20 protein-coding genes are annotated in these 24,794 nt (G+C 74.6%); 17 read left to right on the plus strand and 3 right to left on the minus strand.

All coding sequences use genetic code 11. The features are described 5' to 3' along the window. Window positions 1-38: 38 nt before the first annotated feature. Window positions 39-1,028 carry a heme o synthase gene (locus AB0C21_RS19390; protein ID WP_500205717.1) on the minus strand — a complete coding sequence of 330 codons (990 nt, stop codon included), beginning with the start codon at window positions 1,026-1,028 and terminating at the stop codon, window positions 39-41. Window positions 1,029-1,572: 544 nt separating this feature from the next. Between AB0C21_RS19390 and tkt the strand changes: the two genes are divergently transcribed. The 10 genes from tkt (at window position 1,573) to AB0C21_RS19440 (ending at window position 15,229) form a co-directional block, all read left to right on the plus strand. Further along, window positions 1,573-3,699, plus strand: coding sequence for a transketolase (gene tkt, locus AB0C21_RS19395; RefSeq protein ID WP_500205719.1), 2,127 nt, complete (start codon window positions 1,573-1,575; stop codon window positions 3,697-3,699). A gap of 100 nt (window positions 3,700-3,799) precedes the next feature. Further along, a complete protein-coding gene (gene tal / locus AB0C21_RS19400; protein ID WP_500205720.1) occupies window positions 3,800-4,915 on the plus strand; it encodes a transaldolase in 1,116 nt (371 codons plus the stop codon). Beyond that, on the plus strand, window positions 4,912-6,567 hold the full coding sequence (locus tag AB0C21_RS19405) for a glucose-6-phosphate isomerase (protein ID WP_500205722.1): 1,656 nt from the start codon (window positions 4,912-4,914) through the stop codon (window positions 6,565-6,567). Before tal ends, AB0C21_RS19405 begins: the two co-directional genes overlap by 4 nt. Window positions 6,568-6,693: 126 nt before the next feature. After that, window positions 6,694-8,376 carry a phosphoheptose isomerase gene (locus AB0C21_RS19410; RefSeq protein ID WP_500205723.1) on the plus strand — a complete coding sequence of 561 codons (1,683 nt, stop codon included), beginning with the start codon at window positions 6,694-6,696 and terminating at the stop codon, window positions 8,374-8,376. Beyond that, a complete protein-coding gene (locus AB0C21_RS19415; protein ID WP_500205725.1) occupies window positions 8,373-9,986 on the plus strand; it encodes a glucose-6-phosphate isomerase in 1,614 nt (537 codons plus the stop codon). Before AB0C21_RS19410 ends, AB0C21_RS19415 begins: the two co-directional genes overlap by 4 nt. Before the next feature lie 145 nt (window positions 9,987-10,131). Further along, window positions 10,132-11,658 carry a glucose-6-phosphate dehydrogenase gene (zwf, locus tag AB0C21_RS19420; RefSeq protein ID WP_353819733.1) on the plus strand — a complete coding sequence of 509 codons (1,527 nt, stop codon included), beginning with the start codon at window positions 10,132-10,134 and terminating at the stop codon, window positions 11,656-11,658. Then, window positions 11,659-12,735 (plus strand): glucose-6-phosphate dehydrogenase assembly protein OpcA, encoded by a 1,077-nt coding sequence (locus AB0C21_RS19425; protein WP_500205727.1) that lies wholly within the window; start codon window positions 11,659-11,661, stop codon window positions 12,733-12,735. Further along, window positions 12,732-13,505, plus strand: coding sequence for a 6-phosphogluconolactonase (gene pgl / locus AB0C21_RS19430; RefSeq protein WP_500205728.1), 774 nt, complete (start codon window positions 12,732-12,734; stop codon window positions 13,503-13,505). The genes AB0C21_RS19425 and pgl overlap by 4 nt, the downstream gene beginning before the upstream one ends. 129 nt (window positions 13,506-13,634) lie before the next feature. Continuing rightward, entirely contained in the window at window positions 13,635-14,843 is a 1,209-nt protein-coding gene (locus AB0C21_RS19435) for a L,D-transpeptidase (protein ID WP_500205730.1), read from the plus strand. A 47-nt stretch (window positions 14,844-14,890) separates the two neighbouring features. Further along, window positions 14,891-15,229, plus strand: coding sequence for a cupin domain-containing protein (locus tag AB0C21_RS19440; protein WP_500205732.1), 339 nt, complete (start codon window positions 14,891-14,893; stop codon window positions 15,227-15,229). A gap of 104 nt (window positions 15,230-15,333) precedes the next feature. On the opposite strand, the gene AB0C21_RS19445 is transcribed toward AB0C21_RS19440, so the two are convergent. Next, window positions 15,334-18,018 (minus strand): alpha/beta fold hydrolase, encoded by a 2,685-nt coding sequence (locus AB0C21_RS19445; protein ID WP_500205734.1) that lies wholly within the window; start codon window positions 18,016-18,018, stop codon window positions 15,334-15,336. 155 nt (window positions 18,019-18,173) lie between these two features. Between AB0C21_RS19445 and AB0C21_RS19450 the strand changes: the two genes are divergently transcribed. From AB0C21_RS19450 to AB0C21_RS19460, 3 genes are read left to right on the plus strand one after another with little or no spacing between them, the layout of a single operon-like run. Further along, a complete protein-coding gene (locus AB0C21_RS19450; protein ID WP_500205735.1) occupies window positions 18,174-19,376 on the plus strand; it encodes a sensor histidine kinase in 1,203 nt (400 codons plus the stop codon). Continuing rightward, on the plus strand, window positions 19,357-19,785 hold the full coding sequence (locus tag AB0C21_RS19455) for a pyridoxamine 5'-phosphate oxidase family protein (RefSeq protein ID WP_149258154.1): 429 nt from the start codon (window positions 19,357-19,359) through the stop codon (window positions 19,783-19,785). Before AB0C21_RS19450 ends, AB0C21_RS19455 begins: the two co-directional genes overlap by 20 nt. Before the next feature lie 20 nt (window positions 19,786-19,805). Next, on the plus strand, window positions 19,806-20,483 hold the full coding sequence (locus AB0C21_RS19460) for a response regulator transcription factor (protein WP_500205737.1): 678 nt from the start codon (window positions 19,806-19,808) through the stop codon (window positions 20,481-20,483). On the opposite strand, the gene AB0C21_RS19465 is transcribed toward AB0C21_RS19460, so the two are convergent. Beyond that, window positions 20,480-21,985 carry an MDR family MFS transporter gene (locus AB0C21_RS19465; RefSeq protein WP_500205739.1) on the minus strand — a complete coding sequence of 502 codons (1,506 nt, stop codon included), beginning with the start codon at window positions 21,983-21,985 and terminating at the stop codon, window positions 20,480-20,482. The two genes, AB0C21_RS19460 and AB0C21_RS19465, sit on opposite strands and share 4 nt — an antisense overlap. Before the next feature lie 82 nt (window positions 21,986-22,067). Here AB0C21_RS19465 and AB0C21_RS19470 point away from each other — a divergent pair, with 82 nt between their 5' ends. From AB0C21_RS19470 to AB0C21_RS19485, 4 genes are all read left to right on the plus strand, one after another. Then, a complete protein-coding gene (locus tag AB0C21_RS19470) occupies window positions 22,068-22,523 on the plus strand; it encodes a MarR family winged helix-turn-helix transcriptional regulator (RefSeq protein ID WP_149258151.1) in 456 nt (151 codons plus the stop codon). A 162-nt stretch (window positions 22,524-22,685) separates the two neighbouring features. After that, window positions 22,686-23,816 (plus strand): sensor histidine kinase, encoded by a 1,131-nt coding sequence (locus tag AB0C21_RS19475; RefSeq protein ID WP_500205741.1) that lies wholly within the window; start codon window positions 22,686-22,688, stop codon window positions 23,814-23,816. Then, complete coding sequence (locus tag AB0C21_RS19480; protein ID WP_500205742.1) at window positions 23,816-24,490, plus strand: response regulator; 675 nt, start codon at window positions 23,816-23,818, stop codon at window positions 24,488-24,490. The genes AB0C21_RS19475 and AB0C21_RS19480 overlap by 1 nt, the downstream gene beginning before the upstream one ends. 90 nt (window positions 24,491-24,580) lie before the next feature. After that, window positions 24,581-24,793, plus strand: coding sequence for a hypothetical protein (locus AB0C21_RS19485; RefSeq protein ID WP_149258148.1), 213 nt, complete (start codon window positions 24,581-24,583; stop codon window positions 24,791-24,793). Window position 24,794: the final 1 nt, after the last annotated feature.

Here is a 24,794-nt window from a genome sequence, read left to right on the forward strand (position 1 = left end):
TAAAGCGCCGGAAGCGCCGCCTCCGGCCGGACGCGCCGTCAGTACAGGAGCGGGTCGACCGCCACGGCGGTGAACAGCAGCGCCAGGTAGACGTTCGACAGGTGGAAGAAGCGCATCGGCCGCAGGTGGACGCCGGTCACCCCGGCGCGCACGGCCTTCAGCAGGCGGTGCCCCTCGGCGAGGAAGACCAGGCCCAGGACGACGGCGACGGCCCCGTACACCGGGCCCATCCCGGCGACGGGCCACAGCACCAGCGAGCAGGCGACGGTCGCGTAGGTGTACACCAGGCTCTCGACGACCACGCGGCGCTCGGAGGCGACGACCGGCAGCATCGGGACCTTGGCGACGGCGTAGTCCTCGCGGTAGCGCATCGCGAGCGTCCAGGTGTGCGGCGGCGTCCAGAGGAACACGACGCCGAACAGGACGAACGGCGTCCAGGCGACGCCCCCGGTGACGGCGGCCCAACCGATGAGGACGGGCATGCACCCGGCGATGCCGCCCCACACGACGTTCTGCGACGTGCGCCGCTTGAGCAGGAGCGAGTAGACGAAGACGTAGAACAGGATCGCGAACAGCGACCCGGCCGCGGCGACCGGGTTCACCGTGAGCAGGAACCCGGCGGTGGACAGCACGGCCAGCGTCACCCCGAAGACCAGGGCGCGGGCCGGGGTGACCTGGTGGCGGGCCAGCGGGCGGCGCCGGGTGCGGCGCATCTTCGCGTCGATGTCGCGGTCGATGTAGCAGTTGATCGCGTTGGCGGCGCCGGCGGACATGGTGCCGAACGCCAGCGTCAGCAGGACGGTGGGCAGCGGCGGCACGCCCCGGGCCGCCAGGAACATCACCGGGATGGTGGTGATCAAGAGCAGCTCGATGACGCGCGGCTTGGTCAGCGCCACGTAGGCGCGCACGCTCGCACCGAGCGTGCGCCGTTCGGCCCGCTCGGCGGGGGGCGGGGCGAACGCGGACGGTGGCGCCTCGGGCACCTGCTCGTCCAGCTCGATCCCGCGCTTGTTACTGAGCACCGTCACAATCGGGTCCACGTCTGACTAGGGATGAGAAATCGGTACCACCTCGGCGGTGCCCCCGCGATCCGGGTCGGCCTCGGCTGGCTGCGACTTCGGCTTGGTCGTCTTGCCGCGGCCGCTGGCGTCAGCCGCGCAATCACTGTAGTCCGCCCCCTCCCGGGACCGCGCACCGGGTCGCCGGACGCGCCGTGCGCGGCGGTCCGGCGCTCCCGTGGACCGAGGCGGCCGCGGATCACCCGCCGGATCACCCGTGCGGGGGGTTAGTCCGCGGAGCGTTCGGGCAAGGGTGCATGAAGCGTCGCGGCCCGGTGCCCGGCGTGCGGCCCCGCACCCCCCTCGCCCCAGCCTGCGGCGGCCCTCCCGCGCGATAGGCTCGCGGCTGGGCGCGGCACGATCTCCACCAGGCCGCTCCCGTGCGGCCCGGGCGGGGGAAGAGGGGCCGCACCGCCGGACGTTGTCCTGTGTGCGGGGGCCGTCCGCGACGCCGCCGACGCACAACATTACAGAGTGTTCTTAGACACCGGTTCGAGAGGAGCCTGTCGTTTCCGTGAGCAGGGACAACAGCACGTTTGAGTGGTCCGACCAGGACCGGCGCGCGGTGGACGTGATCCGCGCCCTCGCCATGGACGCGGTCGAGGAGGCGGGCTCCGGTCACCCCGGGACGGCGATGAGCCTCGCACCGGCCGCCTACCTTCTCTTCCAGCGGTTCCTGCGGCACGACCCGACGGACCCGCAGTGGCCCGGGCGGGACAGGTTCGTGTTGTCCTGCGGCCACTCCAGCCTGACCCTTTACATCCAGCTGTACCTGTCGGGTTACCCGATGACGCTGGACGACCTGAAGTCGCTGCGCAAGTGGGGCAGCCTCACCCCCGGCCACCCCGAGTACGGGCACACCGCGGGCGTGGAGACCACGACCGGGCCGCTCGGCCAGGGCATCGCGAACGCCGTGGGCATGGCGATGGCGGCCCGCCGCGAGCGCGGCCTGTTCGACCCGGACGCGCCCGAGGGCGAGTCCCCCTTCGACCACACCGTCTGGGCGTTCGCGTCCGACGGCGACATCGAGGAGGGCATCAGCCACGAGGCGAGCGCGCTGGCGGCGCACCAGCGCCTCGGCAACCTGGTGCTGCTCTACGACGACAACCACATCTCGATCGAGGACGACACGGCCATCGCCCTGTCGGAGGACGTGCGCGCCCGGTACGCGGCCTACGGCTGGGACGTCCACCACGTCGACTGGACCGAGAACGGCGACTACGAGGAGAACGTCGCCGCGTTGGCCGCGGCGTTCGCCGCGGCGAAGGCCGAGACCTCCCGCCCGTCCTTCATCGCGCTGCGCACGATCATCGGCTGGCCGGCGCCGAACAAGAAGAACACCGGCAAGATCCACGGTTCGGCGCTCGGCGCCGACGAGGTCGCCGCGACCAAGCAGGTCCTCGGCATGGACCCGGCCGAGAGCTTCCAGGTCCCCGAGGAGGTGCTGGCCCACGCCCGCGCCGTGTCCGACCGGGGCCGCGCGAAGCACGCCGAGTGGAACCGGACGTTCGAGGCGTGGCGGGCGGCGAACCCCGAGCGGGCCGCCGAGTTCGACCGGATCTCCTCCCGCACGCTGCCCGCCGGCTGGGAGGAGGCGCTCCCGGCGTTCGAGGCCGGCAAGGACATCGCCACCCGCGCCGCGTCCGGCGAGGTGCTGGCGTCGCTGGCGCCCGCGCTGCCGGAGCTGTGGGGCGGCTCGGCCGACCTCGCGGAGAGCAACAACACGACGATGAAGGGCGAGCCGTCCTTCATCCCGGAGGAGTTCCAGACCAAGGAGTTCCCCGGCCACCGCTACGGCCGCACGCTGCACTTCGGCGTCCGCGAGCACGCGATGGCCGCCATCTGCAACGGCATCGCGCTGCACGGCGGCACCCGCCCCTACGGCGGCACGTTCCTGATCTTCAGCGACTACATGCGCCCGGCGGTCCGGCTGGCGGCGCTGATGAAGCTGCCGGTCACCTTCGTCTGGACGCACGACTCGATCGGCCTCGGCGAGGACGGCCCGACCCACCAGCCGGTCGAGCACCTGTGGGCGCTGCGGGCCATCCCCGGCCTGGACGTCGTCCGCCCGGCCGACGCCAACGAGACCGCGGTGGCGTGGCGGACCGTCCTGCAGCACACCGACCGCCCGGCCGGCCTCGCGCTCACCCGGCAGAAGCTGCCGACGCTGGAGCGCGGCGGCGGGCTCGCGTCCGCGGAGGGCGTCGCCAAGGGCGGCTACGTGCTGGCCGACGCCGACGGCGGGCGGCCGGAAGTGATCATCATCGCGACCGGCAGCGAGGTGGCGCTGGCGCTCCAGGCGCGCGAGTCGCTGCAGTCCGAGGGCACCCCGACCCGCGTCGTGTCGATGCCGTGCGTGGAGTGGTTCGAGGAGCAGTCCGACGCCTACCGGCAGGAGGTCCTGCCGCCCGGCGTGCGCGCCCGGGTGTCGGTCGAGGCCGGCGTGGCGCTCGGCTGGCGCACCTACGTCGGCGACGCCGGCGAGTCGGTGAGCCTGGAGCACTTCGGCGCCTCGGCCGACTACAAGACGCTGTTCCAGCAGTTCGGCATCACCTCCGAGCGCGTGGTGGCGGCGGCCAAGGCCAGCCTCATCAAGGCCGGCGTGCGGAACGCCGGCCAGGGCGAGACGACCGGCAACTGAGCGAGGCCCACGAGGCAGGCGGCGCCCGCGCACCCCTGGGCGCCGCCCCCCGCCCCCGGGCCGACGGTGACGACGACGTGAAGACGACGAGGAGAAAGCGATGAGCGACATTCTGAAGGAGCTCTCGGGCGAGGGCGTGTCGATCTGGCTGGACGACATCAGCCGGGAGCGGCTGCGCACGGGCAACCTGGCGGAGCTGGTCAAGGACAAGCACGTCGTCGGCGTCACGTCCAACCCGACGATCTTCGCGAAGGCGCTGAGCAAGGGCGACGCCTACGACGAGCAGGTCCGCGACCTCGCGGTGCGCGGCGTGGACGTCGAGGAGGCGTCCCGGGCGATCACCACCTACGACATCCGGTGGGGCTGCGACGTCCTGCGCCCGGTCTACGACCGGACCGAGGGCCTGGACGGCCGCGTGTCGATCGAGGTCGACCCGCGCGTGGCCCGCGACACCCGCCGGACGGTCGCCGAGGCGCGGGCGCTGTGGTGGATGGTGGACCGGCCCAACCTGCTCATCAAGATCCCGGCGACCGAGGAGGGCCTGCCGGCGATCACGGCGGCGCTGGCCGAGGGCATCAGCGTGAACGTCACGCTGATCTTCTCGCTGGAGCGCTACGGCAAGGTCATCGACGCGTTCTTCGCCGGCCTGGAGAAGGCCAGGGAGAACGGCCACGACCTGTCGACGATCGCCTCGGTGGCCTCGTTCTTCGTCAGCCGGGTGGACACCGAGATCGACAAGCGGCTCGACAAGATCGGCTCGGACGAGGCGAAGGCGCTGCGCTCCAAGGCGGGCCTCGCCAACGCCCGGCTCGCCTACGCGCTGTTCGAGGAGAAGTCCGCCACCGACCGGTGGAAGGCGCTCAAGGACGCCGGGGCCCGTCCCCAGCGGCCGCTGTGGGCCTCGACCGGCGTGAAGGACCCCGACCTCAACGACACGCTGTACGTGGACGAGCTGGTCGCGCCGGGCACCGTCAACACGATGCCGGAGGCGACGCTGGTGGCGGAGGCCGACCACGGCCAGGTCCGCGGTGACACCGTCCGGGGCGCCTACGACGACGCCCGTGCGCACATGGCGGCGCTGAAGGACGCCGGCGTCGACTACGACGACGTCGTGCGGGTGCTGGAGGAGGAGGGCGTCGAGAAGTTCGAGGCGTCCTGGAAGGAGCTCCTCGACACCATCACCGGCGAGCTGGAGTCCAAGAGGGCCGGCGCGTGACCTCGGTGGTGACCGCCGGGGGGATCTCGGTCACCATCCGCGGCGCCGTCGTCGACGAGAGCGAGACGGTCCTCGACCGTCTCGTCTCCGACGGCGTGCCGGGCTCGCTGGCGTCCCGCAGCGCCAAGCTGTGGGGGCCGGACGCGGCCCCGCTCGCCGCCCGCCGGCTCGGCTGGCTCGGCCTGCCGGAGACGTCCCGCTACCTGAGGGACCGGCTGGCCGGCCTCGCGCGCGAGGTCCGCTCCGCCGGCCTCGACCGGGTCGTGCTGGCCGCGTCCGGCGGCCCCGCCCTGGCCGCCGAGACGATCTGCCGGACGGCGGGCGCCGAGCTGACCGTCCTCGACACCACCGACCCGCACGAGGTGTCCGCCGTCCTGGCGTCCGGCCTCGACCGGACGCTCGTGGTCGTGGCGGACGACGGCGTCGAGGCCGATGCGCTGCGACGCGTGTTCGGCCGCGCCTTCGCCGAGGCGGGGCTGGAGGGCGCGGACCTGGCGGGCCGGTTCGTCGTCGTGGCCGAGGAGGGCTCCGACCTCCAGCGCATGGCCGAGGAGGCCGGACACCGCTTCGTCCCGGCCGAACCCGACGTCGACGGCCGGTTCGGCGCGCTCGGCGCGCGGGCGCTGGCCCCCGCCATGCTCGCGGGCGCGGACGCCGAGCCCCTGCTGGACGAGGCGTCCCGGCTCGCGGCGGTGCTGCGGCAGCCCTACGACAACCCGGCGCTGGCGCTCGGCGCGGCGCTCGCGTCCTCGGCCCTCGGCACTCGCGACAAGCTGGTCATCGCCGACCTCGGCTCCGGGCTGGACGGCTTCGCCGCGTGGGCGGAGCAGCTGGTCGCCGGGACGATGGGCAAGGACGGCAAGGGCCTGCTCCCGGTCGTGGTGGAGGGCGTCGACGCGGCCGGTTTCGAGCTGACCGGGGACCTGCGGCGCGTCATCCTCGGCCGCCGCCCGGACGAGCCGGGCCCCGGACGCGAGGCGGGGGTGAGCGTCGCCGGGCCGCTCGGCGCGCAGTTCCTGCTGTGGGAGTACGCGGTCGCGGTGGCGTGCCGGGTGATCGGGGCCGACCCGTTCGCCGAGCCCGACACCGGAGAGTCGCGCGAGAGCACCGCGGCGCTGCTGCGCTCCGAGGAGGGCGCGGCGCCCACCGTGGTGCACCGGCCCCCGGAGCTGGTCGAGGGCGCGGTCGAGGTGCACGCCCCCGAGGACGCGCTGCGCGGTGCGCAGACCCTCACCGAGGCGCTCGCCACCGTCCTGGAGGACGTCGAGGACGGCGGCTACCTCGCCCTCCTGGCCTACCTGGACCGGTCCGGCGACGCCGTGGCGGCGGGGCTGCGGCCGCTGCTCGCGGCGCGGGGCGCCAAGGTGCGCAAGCATCCGGTCCCGGTGACGTTCGGGTGGGGGCCCCGCTACCTGCACACGGCCGGGCAGTACCACAAGGGCGGCCCGGCGAACGGCGCGTTCCTGCAGATCACCGGTGCCGTCACCCGCGACGTCCCGGTGCCGGGCATGCCCTACAGCCTGGGCGAGCTCCAGCTCGCGCAGGCGTTCGGCGACCTGCGGGTGCTGCGCTCGCTCGGCCGCCCCGCCTACCGGATCCACCTGCGCGACCGCGCCGAGGGGCTCGCGCAGCTCGCCGCGGCGCTCGGCTGACCGGACCCGGATCCGGCCGCGGCGACGCGCGGCGACCGGCCGGATCCGGGACGCGGCGCAGAAGATCGATGGAGATGGTCGCGGATGCCCTTTCTCTCCTGAAACGATGGGGGGCGGGAGGGAACGGTGTCCGGATTTGACGTACTGACGCGCGGCGACGTGCTGGACTCGGCGCTGCAGGCGCGGGACTACCTCGTGAGCTGCGGCGTTCCCGGCGCGCTGGCCGCCAAGGACCCCCGGCTGTGGGGGCGGCGGGCGGTCGACCACAGCCGGCTCGGCTGGCTCGACCTGCCGTTCGCCTCCCGCGGCCTGCTGAACCAGGTGAGCGGCCTGGTGTCGGAGGCGCGGTACTCGGGCCTCGACCACATCGTGCTGATCGGCGTCGGCGCCGAGAGCCTCGCCGCGCAGGCCGTCATGGAGGCGCACGCGCCCGCTCTCGCGGGGTCAGGCGGCGCGCCCGAGCGGCCGTCCGGTGAGCTGACCGTGCTCGACGGCGGCGACACCGCCGCGCTCGCGTTCGCGCTGGAGCGGCTCGACCGCACCCTGGTGGTGCTGGCCAGCAAGGCGGGCGTGTCCCTGGAGGGCGACGCCTATCGCCGGATCTTCGCCGCGGCGTTCCGGGAGCGGGGCCTGTCGGAGCGGGAGATCGCGAGCCGGTTCCTCGTGATCACCGACCACGGCAGCCCGCTGCACGACTTCGCCCGCCAGTGCGGCTACCGGATCGGGCTCACCGACCCGTACCTGCCCGGGCACTACGGCGCGCTGTCCGCGTACGGGCTCGTCCCGGCCGTGCTGGCGGGCGCGGACGCCGACCGGCTGCTGGAGGAGGCGGCCTCCCTGGTGCCCTCGCTGTCCAAGGACGAGGACAACCCGGGGCTGCTGCTCGGCGCCGTCATCGGCGGCTGCGCGCAGCAGGGGCCGGGCGGCCTCGCCCGCGACAAGGTGCTGCTGCGCGAGCCGGGCGGGCCGGGCGCGCTGAGCGCGTGGATCTCCCAGCTGCTCGCGGTCGGCACCGGCAAGCGGGGCCGCGGCGTGCTGGCCTTCGAGCCGCCCGGCGCGCGGGGCGACTTCCCCGACGTGCACGGCATCTCGGTCAACCCGCGGTCCGCGGCGCAGGACGAGTCCGACACCTCGGTGTGGGCACCGCTGGGCGCGCAGTTCCTGCTGTGGGAGTACGCGACGGCGGTCGCCGGATGGCTTCTCGGGGTGAACCCGTTCGAGGCGGGGAGCACGGTCGTCCAGGAGGCCGAGGACGACGCCGCCACCCTGCTGCGCACGGTCGCGAGCGGGTCGCTCACGCAGGAGCGGCCGGTGTACGTCGAGGACGACATCGAGGTCCACGCCGACTTCCCGTGGCCGCCCGGCGCCGAACTCCAGACCGTCCTCGGCGGCCTGGTCGCCTCGGTGCCGTCCGACGGCTACCTGGCGGTGATGACGTACCTGTCGGGCGACTTCTCCGGCCGCTACCTCGCGCCGTCGCTGGCCCGCGCGTCCGGCCGCCCGGTCGCCTACGGGCCGGGCCCCGGCTACCCGCACGCGACGGGGCCGGTGCACAAGGACGGGCCGGGCAACGGCGCGTTCCTGATCATCACGGGCGAGCCCGCGCCGGGCGACGCGCTCGCCGCGCACCCCGTCCCCGGCCGCCCCTACAGCCTGGCGCAGCTGCAGATCGCGCGCGCCCTCGGCGAGCTGCGGGCGCTGCGCGCGCGACGGCTGCCGGTGATCCGGCTGCACCTGCGCAACCCGGTCGAGGGCGCGGGCCGCCTGACCGAGGCGGTCCGCGCGGTGGCGGGGGCGCGCAGGCCGTGAGCTTCACCGCCGTCGTCTCGGGGGAGACGGCCATCACCGCCCGCGGGCCCCTGAAGGAGTCCGCCGAGCGGGTGCTGGGCCGGTTGTGGATCGACCAGGTGCCCGTCCGGCTCGCCTCCGAGGACGCGTCGCTGTGGCCGTCGGCCGTCACCGCCGGCGTGGAGGGGCGGCCGCTGTGCTGGCCCGGCCAGCCCGGCCCCGGCCGCGCGGTGTTGGACCGTGCCGGAGAGCTGCGCGCGCGGGCCCGCGCGGACGGGCTGACCGAGGTGGCGCTGCTCGGCGGCGGCCCCCCGGCCCGCGCCGCCGAGCTGATCGTGCGCGCCCACGGGCTCGCGGCGCCGGACGGCCGCGGTGCGCTGGCGGTGCTGGACGGCCCCGACCCCGGACCGCCGCTGCGCGTCCGGGACGACCCGGACCGGCTGCACCGGACGGCGTTCGTGGTGACCGGCGACGACCAGGCGACCGAGGTGCTGCGGCAGGTGTTCGCCGAGGCCCTGCGGGAGGCGGGCCTGTCCCCCGCCGAGGTCGCGCGGCGGTTCGTCACGGTCGCCGAGCCGCGCGCGGCGGCGGCCAAGCACGCGACGGAGGCGGGGCACGCGCTGGTGGAGGCGCCGGCGCCCACCGCGTTCGGCGCGCTGTCCCCCTACGCGCTGGTGCCCGCCGCGCTCGCGGGCGCCGACGTCGCGGCGCTGCTGGAGGAGGCCACCGCCGTCCTGCCGTCGCTGACGCGGCCGGAGAACAACCCGGGGCTCGTGCTCGGCGCCGTCCTCGGCGGCGCGGCCAGGGCGGGGCGGCGGACGGCCGTGCTCGGCGGCTACCCGGCGGCGCTGCCGGGCATCGCCCGGTGGGCGGCGCTGCTGCTGGAGGAGTCCGCCCGCGGCCGGCTGACGCCGGTCGTCCAGGACGGCGGCATGCCGCTGCAGCCCGCCGACGACCTGTTCCTGCTGACGTTCGACGGCCGCCCGCACCAGGACGACGCCACGGTGGCCGGGCCGCTCGCCGCACAGCTGGTCGTGTGGGAGTACGCGGCCGCGGTGGCGTCCTACCTGCTGGGGGCCGACCCGCTGGCGCCCGCGGAGCGGCCCGCCCCGATGACGCTGGACGACGGGACCGGCGAGCCGCTGTTCGCCGACGGCGACCCCGGCCGGGCGGTCGAGGCGCACACGACCGTCCCGGCGCTGGCGGGCGCGGCCGGGCTCACCGAGCTGCTGGACGCGCTGACCGGCCTGGTCGGGCGGGGCGAGCACCTCGCGCTCGTCGCCTACCTCGACTCGGACGAGGCCCGCGGCCAGGGCCCGCAGGTCCGCCGGCTCGCCGCGCTGCTCGCGGCCCGCTGCGGGCGCCCGGTGCGGGTGGGCTGGGGCGCGCGGCCGCCCGCGGGCGGAAATGATCACCCGGACGGATGCGTTTACCTTCTGGTGACCGGGAACGTCGTCCGCGACGTGCCGGTCCCCGGCCGGCACCACAGGCTCGGCATGCTGCAGCTCGCGCGGGCGCTCGGCGACGCCCGCGACGCGCGCGCGGCGGGCCGCCCGGTGGTACGGCTCCATCTGCAGAACCGCTGGGCGGGGCTGAACCGGCTGCTCGACTCCGCCAGAGGAGACATATGAGGGCTCACGCCGGAGACCGGAGACCGTGGCCGGCCGGGGGGCGAAACCGAGTTGGGGCCCGCGATACGAGTTGGGGCAGGATGCTTGCAGCAGTAGTCGGACAAGGCGCAGTGCGAACAGAGGCAGTGCGATCAGAGGGGGCCACGTGACCAACCCAGCCAATCCGCTCCGCGACCCGCGGGACAAGCGCCTGCCGCGGGTGGCCGGGCCGTGCGTGCTCGTGCTGTTCGGGGTCACCGGGGACCTGTCGCGCAAGAAGCTCCTCCCGGCCATCTACGACCTGGCGAACCGAGGGCTGCTGCCGCCGGGCTTCTCCCTGGTGGGCTTCGCCAGGCGCGACTGGGAGAACGAGGACTTCCGCCAGATCGCCTACGAGTCGGTGAAGGCCCACGCGCGGACCCCGTTCCGCGAGGACGTGTGGACGCACCTGTCGGAGGGCATGCACTTCGTCCCCGGCGAGTTCAGCGACCCGGGCGCGTTCGACGCGCTGGCGATGGCGGTCAAGGAGCTGGACGAGAGCCGCGGCACGGGCGGCAACTACGCGTTCTACCTGTCGATCCCGCCGAAGTTCTTCCCGGAGGTCGTCGAGCAGCTGCAGCGCAGCGGGCTCGCCGACCGCGAGGAGGGCTCGTGGCGCCGGGTCGTCATCGAGAAGCCGTTCGGCCGCGACCTGAAGACCGCGGTGGAGCTGAACGACACCGTGCACCGCGTGTTCCCCGAGGAGGCGATCTTCCGGATCGACCACTACCTCGGCAAGGAGACGGTGCAGAACATCCTGGCCCTGCGGTTCGCCAACACGATGTTCGAGCCGATCTGGAACCGCTCCTTCGTCGACCACGTGCAGATCACGATGGCCGAGGACATCGGGATCGGCGGCCGGGCCGGCTACTACGACGGCATCGGCGCCGCCCGCGACGTCATCCAGAACCACCTGCTGCAGCTGCTGGCGCTCACGGCGATGGAGGAGCCGACGTCGTTCAGCGCCGACGCCGTCCGCGCCGAGAAGGCCAAGATCCTTTCCGCGGTGCGGGTGCCCGGCGACCTGGCCCAGTCCACCGCGCGCGGGCAGTACGCGGCGGGCTGGCAGGGCGGCGTGAGTGTCCAGGGGTACCTGGAGGAGGACGGCATCCCCGCCGACTCCCGCACCGAGACCTACGCCGCGGTCAAGCTGGAGATCGACAACCGCCGCTGGGCGGGCGTGCCGTTCTACCTGCGCACCGGCAAGCGGCTGAGCCGCCGGGTGACGGAGGTGGCGATGGTGTTCCAGCAGGCGCCGCACCTGCCGTTCTCGCACACCGACACCGAGGAGCTGGGGCAGAACGCCCTGGTGATGCGGGTGCAGCCGGACGAGGGCATCACGGTCCGGTTCGGCTCGAAGGTGCCCGGCACCTCGATGGAGATCCGCGACGTCAACATGGACTTCGCCTACGGCGAGTCGTTCACCGAGGCCTCCCCCGAGGCGTACGAGCGGCTGCTGCTGGACGTGCTGATCGGTGATCCGCCGCTGTTCCCGCGGCAGGAGGAGGTCGAGCTGTCCTGGAAGATCCTCGACCCGATCGAGGAGTACTGGGCAAGCCGCGGCGGCCTCGACCAGTACAAGTCCGGCGGCTACGGGCCCGACAGCGCCGACGAGCTGATGGCGCGGGACGGCCGAACCTGGAGGCGGCTCTAGATGAACATCGATCTGACCGGCACGACGACCCGCAAGATCCAGGACGCGCTCACGCAGTCGCGGCACCTGATGGGCGGCCCCGCCGTCGGCATGGTGCTCACGCTGATCATCGTGACGGACGAGTCGGCGCAGTACGACGCGGTGCGCGCCGCGACCGAGGCGGCGCGCGAGCACCCCTGCCGGGTGCTGACCGTCATCTCCCGCGACCCGCGCGGCGGCTCGTCCCGGCTCGACGCCGAGATCCGCATGGGCGAGACCGGCCCCGGCGAGACGGTGCTGCTGCGCATGTACGGCCCGCTCGCCGAGCACGCCGACTCCGTCGTGGTCCCGCTGCTGATGCCCGACACCCCGGTGGTGACGTGGTGGCCCGGCGGCAAGGTGCCGAAGGTGCCCGCCAAGGACCCGCTCGGCCGGCTGGCGCAGCGCCGGGTGACCGACTCCTACGCGGCGCGCGACCGGCTCGGCACCCTCGCCCAGCTCGCCGAGGGCTACCGGCCGGGCGACACCGACTTCACGTGGACCCGGCTGACCTCCTGGCGGTCGCTGCTGGCCGCCGCGCTCGACCAGGACCACGAGGAGATCACCGCCGGCGAGGTGATGGCCGAGCCGGACTCCCCGAGCGCGGAGCTGCTGGCCGCGTGGCTGTCGGTCCGGCTCGGCGTCCCGGTGGGCCGGTCGGTCTCCGAGGGCCCCGGCATCACCGGCGTCCGGCTGGCGACGACGGGCGGCGACATCGTCATCGACCGCCCGGACGGGCGGGTCGCGACGCTGTCCCGTCCCGGCCAGCCCGACCGGCAGGTGTCGCTGATGCGGCGGCCGATGGCCGAGCTGCTGGCCGAGGAGCTGCGGCGCCTCGACCCCGACGAGGTCTACCGCGAGGCCGCCGCCCGGTTCGCCAAGGACCTCGCGGGCGGGACGCAGAAGCCGGGCGTGGCGAGCGAGCCGGTGTCGGCGACGCCCGACGCCGCCAAGACCGGGCCCGCCAGGAAGCAGGCCGAGTCCAAGCAGGGCGAGTCCAAGCAGGGCGAGTCCAAGCCGCCGGCGCGCAAGGGGCGCGGCAAGTCGGGGGACGCGTGACTCCCCCGGCCGTCCTGGTCCACCGCGACCAGTCCCTGCTCGCCGAGGCGGCCGCGGCCCGGCTGGTGACGCGGATCGCCGACGTCCAGGCGGCGCGGGGCTCGGCGTCGGTCGTGCTGACCGGCGGCGGCGTCGGCACGGCGGTGCTCGCCGCGCTGGCCGCCTCCGGCGCCCGCGACGCGGTCGACTGGGGCCGGCTGGACGTGTGGTGGGGCGACGAGCGGTTCCTGCCCGCGGGCGACTTGGAGCGCAACGAGACCGGGGCGCGGGAGGCGCTGCTCGACCGCGTCCCGCTCGACCCGGCCCGGGTGCACGCGATGCCGGCGGCGGACGGCCCGGACGGCGACGACCCCGACGCCGCGGCCGAGCGGTACGCCGCCGAGCTGCGGGCCGCCGCGGGGGCGGGGGGCGGCCCCGTGCCGTCCTTCGACGTGCTGATGCTGGGCGTCGGCCCCGACGCGCACGTGGCGTCGCTGTTCCCGGAGATGCCGGCGCTGCGCGACGAGGGCGCGGTCGCGGCGGTGCGCGGCGCCCCGAAGCCGCCGCCGACCCGGATCTCGCTCACGTTCCCGTCCCTGCGCGCCGCGGACGAGGTGTGGGTGCTGGCGGCGGGCGAGTCCAAGGCGAAGGCCGTCGGGCGCGGGCTGGCCCCGGACGCGGACCCGTTCCAGGTCCCGTGCGCCGGGGCACGCGGCCGGAGCCGGACCCTCTTCCTGCTGGACCGCGCCGCCGCGTCCGAGCTGCCGCCGGGGAGCTTCACCTCCCCGTGAACCCGGCATGAAGATAGGCCCGTACACCTGGGAGAAGACTGAACGGTAGCGGAGCTTCCGCATGCCTCGCCCGAAAGCGTGCATACCCTAACCAAGGGAAAACCCGCGTCGAGCGTGAGGAGTTCTCAGGTGCTCAAGGGTCGGACCGGGACGGCGAGTGCGGCGATCATCGGAGCGGCGGTGATCGCCGCCGCGGGCTGCTCGTCCGGCGGCGGCGGTGGCGGCGACGGCGGTGGCGGCGACGGCAAGGCCGAGGACGCGGTGAAGCTCGCCATCACGCCCGCGACCGGGACGAAGCAGGCCGCCCCCGACAAGCCCGTCACCGTCACGGCGGACAAGGGAAAGCTGACCAGCGTCACCCTCACCTACGGCAAGAAGGGCGCCAAGGCCGAGGGGAAGCTCGCCTCCGACGGCAGGTCGTGGACGTCGTCGTGGACCCTGCAGCCCTCCACGACGTACACCGTCACGGCGAAGGGCACCGGGGACGGCGGCAAGGAGGTCACCGCGACGTCCACGTTCACGACCCTGACGCCGCAGAAGAAACTGGAGAGCGGCATGTCGCCGCTGGACGGCGAGACCGTCGGCGTCGGCATGCCGGTGCAGCTGCTGCTGTCCAAGCCGGTGAGCACCAAGGCGGGCAAGGTCGCGGTGGAGAAGGCCCTCGAGGTCCGCATGTCCAAGCCGGTCGAGGGCGCCTGGTACTGGGTCAGCGACAAGGAGGTCGACTTCCGGCCCCGCGACTACTGGCCGTCCGGGCAGAAGGTGAAGGTCGTCGCGCATCTGGCCGGGCTGAAGGCCGGCGAGGGCATGTACGGCATGAAGGACCGCAGCGTCGGGTTCACCGTGGGGCCGCGGCACATCACCACCATCGACGCCAAGAAGCACCGGGCGACGGTGACCGACGGCGGCCGGACGGTGCGGACGATGAAGGTGAGCCTCGGCAAGCCGGGGCACGACAGCTACAGCGGCACGATGATCGCGCAGGAGAAGGCGGCGCACATCATCATGGACTCGGCCACCACCGGCGACCCCGGCGAGTACCGCATCCCGACGAAGTGGAACGTCCGCCTCACCTACAGCGGGACGTTCGTGCACTCGGCCCCGTGGTCGACCGACGCGCAGGGCAACGACAACGTCAGCCACGGGTGCGTGAACGCCGCTCCCGGGGACGCCAAGTGGTTCTACGACTTCACCAACCGGGGCGACGTGGTGAAGGTGACGGGCACGTCGCGGCAGCTCCAGTTCGGGAACGGGCCGACGCCGTGGGCGAAGTCCTGGGACGGCTGGCTCGCGGGCAGCGCCGTCGGCAAGCCCGTGACGGGCGCGCCCCTCACGTGACCCGGGCCCCGGGACCCGTCCCGGACCTCACTGGCACACTTGGTGCCATGCAGAAGCTCTCGTTGGACGCACGGGTACGGGACCTGATGAAGCGCGCCGCCGCGGCCTCGACCGGGCGCAGCGCCGACACGGTGTACGGCGGGCACGAGCACGTCCTGCGGCAGACGCTGATCACCATGACGGCGGGCACGTCGCTGGCGGAGCACGAGAACCCGGGCGAGGCGACGGTCCTGGTGATGCGGGGGCGGGTCCGGCTGGTGGCCGGGGAGGACTCCTGGGACGGCATCGCCGGCGACCTGCTGATCATCCCGGACGCCCGGCACGGCCTGGAGGCGCTGGAGGACGCCGCGGTGCTGCTCACCGTGGCCAAGACCAAGAACGGCTGACCGGGCCGCCCGGGCCGCGGCACGAGGCGCGGAAGGGGCCCGGGGCGGGCCGCCCGGTCGTCGGGCGGCCCGCCCCATGGCCTCCGCCAGGAGTGCGCGCCGACTCAGGCGCAGGTGAAGTCCCGCGCGGGCAGGCGGCCGGTCAGCAGGTAGTCGTTGACGGTGTCCATGACGCACGCGTTCGGATAGCCGCGCTGGTAGGGCGCGTGGACGTCGGCGTCCAGCGTGACCATCCGCGAGCCGCGCAGCAGCCGGTGCAGCGCCTCGTTGTTCGCGTAGGTGGTCCGCGTGTCACCGGTCGCGGCCACCATCAGCGCGGGCACGCGCCCGCCGACCTGCGTCGGCCGCTCGGCGGGCCGCGCCGGCCAGAACGCGCACGGGTTCACGTCGCGGGTCAGCGGCGCGAACAGCGGGCTGGCCGACCGGTTCCGCTCGATGTCGCGCCGGTAGAACTCCGGGTCGCGCGGCGCGGCCGCGTCCCCGCAGATGATCGCGGTCTGCCCGCTCCCGTACACCGACTCGGCGCCGGTGAGCAGGAACGCCAGCTCCTCGTCCAGTTCCTTGGTCGGCTGGACGCTCTCCCCCGCCGCGGCCTTGGCGAGGACGCGCAGCGACCGCGCGAGCACGGCCCTGGGCTCGTCCTCGTCGGTGCCGAGGTTGTCGAACAGCACGACCGGCAGCACCGTGTCGTCCACGCGGTACCGGCCGACCGCGAGGGGCTTCTCGGCGGACGCCTTGACGAGCGAGCGCACGGTACCGAGGACTTCGGCGCGGGTGCCGCCGAGGCCGTAGGCCGCGTCGCGCCTCGCCGCCCACTCCGCCCACGCGCCGAGCGCGTGCTCGTTGGCGCCTTCGGCGCCGGCCAGCAGCCGCGGGCCGAAGCGGGTCGGGTCGACCGAGCTGTCGAGGACGACGCGGTCGAGGCGGCCGGGGAACATCGTCGCGTACACCGACCCGAGGTAGGTGCCGTAGGACGCGCCGTTGTAGGAGACCTTCCGCTCACCGAGGGCGGCCCGGACGATGTCCATGTCGCGGGCGATGTTGCGCGTGCTGACGTGCGGCAGGACGCCGCCGTTCGTCCGCGCGCACCGCGCCGCCAGGTCCTTGGCGAAGGCGGTGGCCCGGTCGAACGAGCGGCGGCTCTCCCCCGCCGACCTGATCCAGGTCCCGGAGGGCCAGCCGCAGTCGACCGCGGCGCTGCGGCCGAGCGAGCGCGGGTCCATGCCGACCAGGTCGTAGCGCGGCCCGGCCTTCCCCATGATGGAGCGCATGTAGGGCGGCATGTCGATGGCCGGTCCCGGACCGCCGCCGTTGAGGATCATCGTCCCGATGCGGTGGCCGGGGTCGGACGCCTTCAGCCGCGAGATCGCGACCGTGATGGTGCGGCCGTCCGGGTGGCGGTAGTCGAGCGGGACGGTCACGTCCGCGCACCGGGCGCCCGCCTTGTCGAGCTCCTTGCCGGTCTCGTCGCCGGATCCGAGCGTGCACGCCTTCCAGTTCAGCCGCTGGCCGTAGAAGCGGGCGAGGCCCCCGCGCCCGCCCGTGGCGGCGGCCGGACCGGCGGCCGCCGGTCCGGCGGCGCGCGCGGCGGCCGGCGCGGCGGCGGCCTTGCCGCCGGCCCCGTCGCAGAACGCCGTCTCGACGAGCTTCATCTGGTCGTCGAACGCCTCCCTGGTGGACGGGTTCTCGTTGAGGTCGACGGTGACGCGGCGCCCCGACGGCGCGACGCCCGAGACGGTGATGTAGCTCTCGAGGCCGCCGGCGTGCCCCCACCAGGTGCCGCCGCAGCGCAGCGGGGTCCCGATCAGCCCGAGGCCGTAGGCCGCGCCCTCCCAGACGCGGTCGGGGTCGGCGGGGACGGTCCGCCGCATCTGCGCGAGCATCTCCGGCGGCAGCAGGCGGCCGCCCATCAGCGCACCGAAGAAGGCGTTCAGGTCCCGCGGGCTGGAGATGAGGGCTCCGCCGGCCCAGGCCACCGTCGTGTTCATCGCGGTGAAGTCCTCCCAGCGGACGGCCCCGTCGCGCTCCTCCCGCACGTAGCCGTGCGCGTGCGCTCCCCTGATCCGGGTCCCGTCGCCCGGCCAGTAGGTGTCGCTCAGCCGCAGGGGCCGGATGATGCGGCGCCGGACCTCCTCCTCGAGGGAGTGGCCGCTCGCCTTCTCGGCGATGAGCCCGGCGATGACATAGTTGGTGGTCGAGTAGTGCCAGCCGGGGCCCGGCGGCGGGAGCGTCAGCGCCCGCTCGACCAGTTCCTCCGGCTCGAAGTGCCGGAAGCGGTACCCGTCCGGCCTCGCGAAGGTGTCCATGTGGTCGGGCAGGCCGCTGGTGTGCCGCAGCAGGCTCCGCACGGTGATCTTGCGGCCGTCGTAGCCGCCCCGGTCGAGCAGGCCGGGCAGGTAGCGCTCGACCGGGGCGTCCAGCGAGATCCGGCCCTCCCGGGCCAGCTGGAGCACGGTGACGGCCGTGAACGTCTTGGTGACGCTGGCGACCCGCACCCGCAGGTCCGCCCGCATCGGGCGCCCCGTGCGGCGGTCGGCCACTCCGCTCCCGGCCGTCCAGGTCCCGCAGGCGGGGTCGTCGACGCGTACGGCCGCGCCGGTGAGTCCGTGTGTCCCGGTCATGCGTTCCAGGGCCTGCCGCGTCGCCGTGCGGTCGGTGCAGCCCGCCCGCGCCGGCTCGGCCCGCGCGGGCGCCGGGACGGCGGCGGTCACGGCGACCGCGGCCACCGCCGCCAGCACCGCGACCGCCCGCCTGGCGGCCCGGCTCCGCCTCGCCTGTGTGGTCGTCATGGTCTCCGACGCTAGGCAGCGGCGGGCGCGGGCACACTGCGGGCAGCGGGCGGCCGCGAGGTGGGGACAACCCGAGCACGCGCGTCGACCAAAGTCGATGCCGCGGCCGACCTGCGGCCGCTGACCGGGGCGGTCGGCATGGCTACCGTGGCCGCATGGACCTCCTGCGGCGATCGTGGCGCGACTGGCTCGGCGACCTCGGCGCCGCCGCCGCCGCGATGGCGCTCGGCTGGGTGCTGCTCCAGGGCACGATCGACGACCTGCCTCCCGGAGAGACGATCGCGGTCCGGCGGGACGTGCTCCTCGGCGCCGCCGCCTGCGTGCTCCTCGTGCTCTTCCGGCGGCGCCGTCCGGTGGGCCTCGCGGTCGTGATGGTGTTCGCGCAGTGGACGGCGACGATGACGCTCGGCACGGCGGCGATCGCGATGTACTCGCTGGCCATGCTGCGCCCCTGGCGGATCGCCCTGCCGATCGCCGGCGCGAACCTGGCGCTGATCATCGGGCTGTTCTGGGCGTCGGCCTCCGGGACCGACTTCCGCGAGGGCAGCGTCATCTTCGCGCTGATCTACGCGGTCCTCATCACGACGGGGATGCTGGTGCGGTCCCGCCGGCAGCTCATCGCGTCGCTGGAGGAGCGGGCCCGCGCCGCGGAGACCGAGCAGCGGCTGCGGGTCGAGGAGGCCCGGCTGCTGGAGCGCGAGCGGCTCGCCCGCGAGATGCACGACGTCCTGGCGCACCGCATCTCGCTGCTGGCCGTGCACGCGGGGGCGCTGGAGTTCGGCCCGGGGACGCCCGAGGGCCAGCGGGAGGCCGCCGGGGTCATCCGGCGGAGCGCCTACGAGGCGATGGAGGACCTGCGCGAGGTGATCGGCGTGCTGCGCGACGACTCGCCCGGCGCCGATCCCGAGCGCCCGCAGCCGACGCTCGCCGACGTCCCCGGGCTCGTGGCGGAGTCGAGGCGCGCCGGGGGCCGCGTCAGCCTGGAGCAGAACGTCCCCGACCCCGGCCAGATCCCCTCCCGCGTCGGGCGGCACGCCTACCGGATCGTCCAGGAGGGGCTGACGAACGCCCGCAAGCACGCACCGGGCGCGCACGTCCGGGTCCGCCTGGACGCGGGGGCCGAACTGGACATCGAGATCGTGAACGCGCTGCCGGCCGTCCCGCCGCCCCGGCCCCTTCCCGGTTCTGGCACGGGCCTGGTCGGCCTCGCCGAGCGGGTGGCGCTCCTCGGCGGGACGCTGGAGCACGGCCGCACCGGCGACGGCCGGTTCCGCCTGCGCGCCCGCCTTCCGCTACGGTCGGCGCATGGCGCAGGGACCGGTGGGAAAGGTGATACGCATGGCAGCGAACTCCTCTGACGGGCCCGTCCTGGAAGAACTCGACCGCGACGAGTGCATGAAGCTCCTCGCGGGCGGCACCATCGGCCGGGTGGCGTTCGACGACGGCGAGGGACCGACGGTCGTCCCGGTGAACTACGCCGTCGAGGGCGACGCGGTGATCTTCCGCACGTCGGCCTCGGGCCGGCTGAACCGCAACCTGCTGACGGCGGTGGCCGGCGGGGAGGTCCGGGCGGCCTTCGAGGTCGACAGGTTCGACGAGGCCGACCACGCGGGCTGGAGCGTGCTGCTGCGCGGCGGCGCGCATCCCCTGTCCGAGGCGGAGAAGGCCGAGGTCGCGCAGGTCCGCCCCTGGCCGGGCGGCGACCGGGAGGCGTGGTTCCGGCTGGCGGCGTCGAGCGTCACCGGGCGCCGCCTGCGCCGTCCCTGAGACGCCCGTAGGGTGGCGGAATGGACTCCCCTCCCGTCCGTGTCCTGATCGTGGACGACGACGCGCTCGTCCGGGCCGGCCTGTCGATGATGCTGGCGAGCGCCGGCGACCTGGAGGTGGTCGCCGACGTCTCCGACGGCGCCGAGGTCGTCGCCGCCGTCAACCAGCACCGGCCCGACGTCGTGCTGATGGACATCCGGATGCCGCGGCTGGACGGGCTCGCGGCGACCGAGCTGCTGCGCGCCCGCCGCGAGCCGCCCGAGATCATCATCCTGACCACGTTCGACTCCGACGACCACATCCTGCGGGCGATGCGCGCGGGGGCGAGCGGCTTCCTGCTGAAGCACACCCCGCCGCCGGAGATCGTCGCGGCGATCCGGCGGGTCGCGGCCGGCGAGCCGATGATGTCGCCCGCGGTGCTGCGCAAGATGATGGCGTACGTGGCCGAGAGCGGCGCGGACCCGCGCCGGGCCCGCGCCCGCGAGCTGCTCGCCCGGCTCAGCGAGGGCGAGCGGGCCGTGGCCGCGCTGGTCGGGCGCGGCCGGACCAACAGCGAGATCGGCAGGGAGCTGTCGCTCAGCGTCGCCACCGTGAAGGCGTACGTGTCGCGGCTGCTGACCAAGCTGGAGCTGAACAACCGCGTCCAGGTCGCGCTCCTCGTCCACGACGCCGCCCTCGACGACGCCGCTCGCGACTAGCGCTCCGGGCCCCGCCGCGCCAGGGGGACGTGGCGGAGCAGCAGCGCCGCCGCCAGGCCCACCGCGGCGGCGGGCAGCGCGGCGACGAACAGGGCGGAGAACGCGTCCGCGAAGGCCTCGGAGACGCCGTCGCGCACCGGCGCCGGGAGGGTCTCCAGGACCTCGGGGCGGACGGCGTCCTCGAACGCGGGCACCCGCCCGTCCGGGACCCGCCGGACGATCTCCTCGGCGAACCGGTTCGCCACGACTGCGCCGAACACCGCCATCCCGGCGGCGGTGCCGAGCATCCGGCTCGCGAAGACGCCCGAGCTCGCCGCGCCGAGGTCGCGGCGCGGCGCGGCCTGCTGCGCGATGAGCATGACGACCTGCTGGGACAGGCCGGCCCCGAAGCCGAGGACGGCCATGTAGCAGCCCGCGGTGACCAGGCCGGTGCGAGCGTCCATGGTCGCCAGCAGCGCGATCCCCGCCGCGCTGACCGCCATGCTCGCCGCGGGCAGCCGGTGGTAGCGGCCGGTCCGGTGGATGTACCGGCCGGCGGCCACGGACGCGACCAGCAGGGCGGCCATCATGGGGAGCAGCAGCAGGCCCGACCTGGTGGCGCCCACTCCCCCGACGACCTGGAAGAACATCGGCAGGTAGGTGGCGAGCCCGAAGCCCGTGGCGCCTCCGACGGCCGCGACGACGCAGGCCACGCTGAACGAGCGGTCGCGGAACAGGCGCGGCGGGACGACCGGCTCGGCGGCCGTCCGCTCGGCCAGCACCCACGCGGTGAACAGCACGGCCGACGCCGCCGCCAGCGCGAGGACGGCGGGCGAGCCCCACGCGTAGCGCGTCCCGGCCCAGCTGGTGAACAGGGTGAAGCAGGTGACGGCCGCGCCGAGCAGGACGATCCCGGCGTAGTCGATCCGCGGTCTGCCCTCCGGCGCGGGCAGCCGCAGGAACAGCACGATGACGGCGGTCGCGGCGATGCCGAGCGGCAGGTTGAGGTAGAAGACCCACCGCCAGGACGCGTGGTCGGTGAGCACCCCGCCGGCCAGCGGTCCCGCGATGCTGGACACCGCGAAGACCAGCGCCGAGTACCCCTGGTACCGGGCGCGCTCGCGCGGCTCGAACAGCTCGCCGGTGAGCGCGAACATCGAGCTCATCAGGCAGCCGGCGGCGGCGCCCTGGCCTGCGCGGAACACGATCAGCCAGGTCATGCCGGGCGCCGCGCCGCACGCCGCCGATCCGGCGAGGAAGCCGAGCAGCCCGATCAGCAGGACGCGGCGGCGGCCGAACAGGTCCCCGAGCCGTCCCGACAGCGGGACGGTGACGCTGGTGGCCAGCACGTACGCCGTCGACACCCAGGCGAGCCGGTCCAGCCCGCCGAGGTCGCCGACGATCGTCGGCAGCGCGGTGCCGAGCACCGTCGCGTCCAGCGAGGACATCAGCCCGGCGAGCATCAGCCCGCCGAACACCAGCAGCCGGTGCCGGTCGGTCATCGGCGCGGTCGCGGAAACCATCTGCACCTCACATGTGACTGCTTTGAACACTTAGATGCTACGAGCAACTATATGAGCTGCGCAACCTGGTTACACTGTCGCCATGAGCGAGGAGGCACTGGACGCCGTCGAACGGAGCATGGTCAAGCTGCGGCGCGGGATGTCGCGGCAGCGGCTGGGCAAGGCGGCGGTGCGGGAGCACAACCTCCCCGTGGACGTGCAGGTCCTGCACGTCGTGGACATCGTCGACGAGGGCCCCGACCGGCCCGGCGAGGAGATGAGCGTCGGCCTGGTCGCCGCCCGCCTCGGCGTGGACGCCTCACGCGGCAGCCGCATCGTCGCCGAGGCGGTCAAGTCGGGCTATGTCCGGCGGGTCGCGTCCCAGGAGGACGGCCGCCGCATCCATCTGGAACTCACCGACGCCGGGCGGTCCGTCGTCGAGGCGACCCGCCGCACCCGCCAGGAGCACTTCGCCAAGGCCATGAGCGACTGGACGGACGAGGAGCGCGCCGAGTTCGCCCGCCTGCTGTCCAGGTTCGTCCACACCTACGACGCCTGACGGCCTCCGGCCGCGGCGCTCGGACCGCCGGGCGAGGGCCGGCGCATCCACCCCGGGTTGCGGCCCGCAGGCGTCCGGCTGCGCCTCAGGTTGCAGGTCCGGCCCGCCGGGTGCGGCCGAGAGGAGGAAAGCACCGCGGGCGCCGCCGCCTAGGCTGTGCGCATGGGTCGTCGCCGTGGTCCCGTTCCGCTGCGCGGCCGCGCACGGGACGCGGCCCTGGCCGGCGCCGTGCTGCTGGTCGTGGCCGCCAGCAGCGTGGGCTCGCTCGTCGGCGACCGCGCGGAGCCCTGGGGCGTCACCGCCCTGGGCTGGGCGCTCATCGCGGCGGCCTGCGGAGCGCTGTACCTCACCCCCCGCCACCCGGTGGCCGTCGGGTCGCTCGTCCTGGTGCTCACGTTCGGCTACTACGTCCTCTCCGCCTACGACGGAGCGCTGATGATCGCGCTCACCGTCGCGCTGTACCAGGTCGCGGCGGCGGGCAGGCTCCAGGCTGCGGTCGCCCTCGGCGCGCTGACGGTGATCGGCACCGGGGCCGGCACGCTCCTCGGCAACAGGGACGTCAACAGCGTCGCGCTGTTCATGCTGTCCGGGTGGGTGGTGGCCATGGTCGCGCTGGGCTGGGTACGGCACAGCCGCCTGGCCTACCTGCGCGAGGCCGAGCGGCGCGCCGCCGGGGAGGAGCGGCTGCGCATCGCCCGCGAGCTCCACGACGTCGTCGGCCACCACATCTCCCTCATCAACGTCCAGGCGGGGACTGCCCTGCACCGGTTCCACCGGGACCCGGCGAACGGCGAGGCCGCCCTCGCGGCGATCAAGGAGTCGAGCCGGGAGGCGCTGCGCGAGCTCCGCGCGACGCTCGGGGTGCTGCGGCAGGCCGACGAGGAGGCGCCGACCGCGCCCGCTCCCGGTCTGGACCGGATCGGCGAGCTGGTGGCGCCGGCGCGGTCGGCGGGCCTCACGGTGCACGTCAGCGTCGGCGACGCGGCGGACCCGCCGGCCGAGGTCGGCCTGGCCGCGTACCGGATCGTCCAGGAGTCCCTCACCAACGTGGTGCGGCACGCCGCCGCCCGCGAGGTGACCGTCAGCGTCGAGCCCGGCCGCCGGGAACTGCTCGTCGAGGTCGCCGACGACGGCCGCGGCCCGGCCGCCGCGGGCGGCGCGCCCGGCAGCGGCGTCGGCGGCATGCGCGAGCGCGCCCGCGCTCTCGGCGGCGAGCTCACCGCGGGCGGCCGGCCCGGCGGCGGCTACCTCGTCCGCGCCCGCCTTCCGTACCGGAACGAGGCACCCCTGTGATGATCAAGGTTCTGCTCGCCGACGACCAGGGGCTCGTGCGGGCCGGGTTCCGGTCCATCCTCGACGACGAGGACGACATCACGGTGGTCGGCGAGGCCGCCGACGGCGAGCAGGCGGTGGCGGCCTGCCGCGAACTGCGCCCGGACGTGGCGCTGCTGGACGTGCGGATGCCCCGGATGGACGGCCTGGAGGCCGCCCGCCGGATCACCTCCGACGCCCGGCTCGACGCGGTCAGGGTCGTCATCCTGACCACCTTCGACCTCGACGAGTACGTCTACGGCGCGCTGCGCGCCGGCGCCACCGGCTTCCTGCTCAAGGACACCGAGCCGGCGGAGATGATCCACGCCGTGCGCGTCGCGGCGCGCGGCGACGCGCTGATCACGCCGTCCGTCACCCGCAGGCTGATCGGCGAGTTCGCCGGGCGCGTCGAGGCGCCGAGGCCCGGCCCACGGCTGCGGGCCCTCACCGACCGCGAGCGCGAGGTCATGGTCCTCGTCGCGGGCGGGCTGAGCAACAACGAGATCGCCGACAGGCTCGTGCTCAGCCCCGCCACCGTCAAGTCGCACGTCAGCCGCATCATGACCAAGCTGGACGCGCGGGACCGCTCGCAGCTCGTCGTCCTGGCCTACGAGTCCGGGATGGTCAACCCCGCCTGGATGCGACCGGAGCGGTAACCGGCCCGCCGCACCCGCAACCGGTGGGGTGCCCCGAGTGCACACCGGGGGCCGATGCCGCGCGGCGTACCGCGTCCCGATGCTGGCGCCATGAATCTCACGGGTGCCGTGCTCGGGTTCCTGGTCGGAGGGGCCGCGGGCTTCATGCTGACCGAGGCCGTCGGCGTGTTCTTCCATTTCGTCCTCGACCGGACGCTCGACGTGGGCGGGACGCCCGCCCTGCTCGCCGCCTTCATCTCCGTGCCGATCCTGTGCGCCGTCGCGGGCGCCTTCGTCGGCACCCGCTTCAAGACCCGAGGTTGAC

This window comes from Spirillospora sp. NPDC049024, assembly GCF_040649235.1.
Taxonomy (GTDB): Bacteria; Actinomycetota; Actinomycetes; order Streptosporangiales; family Streptosporangiaceae; genus Spirillospora.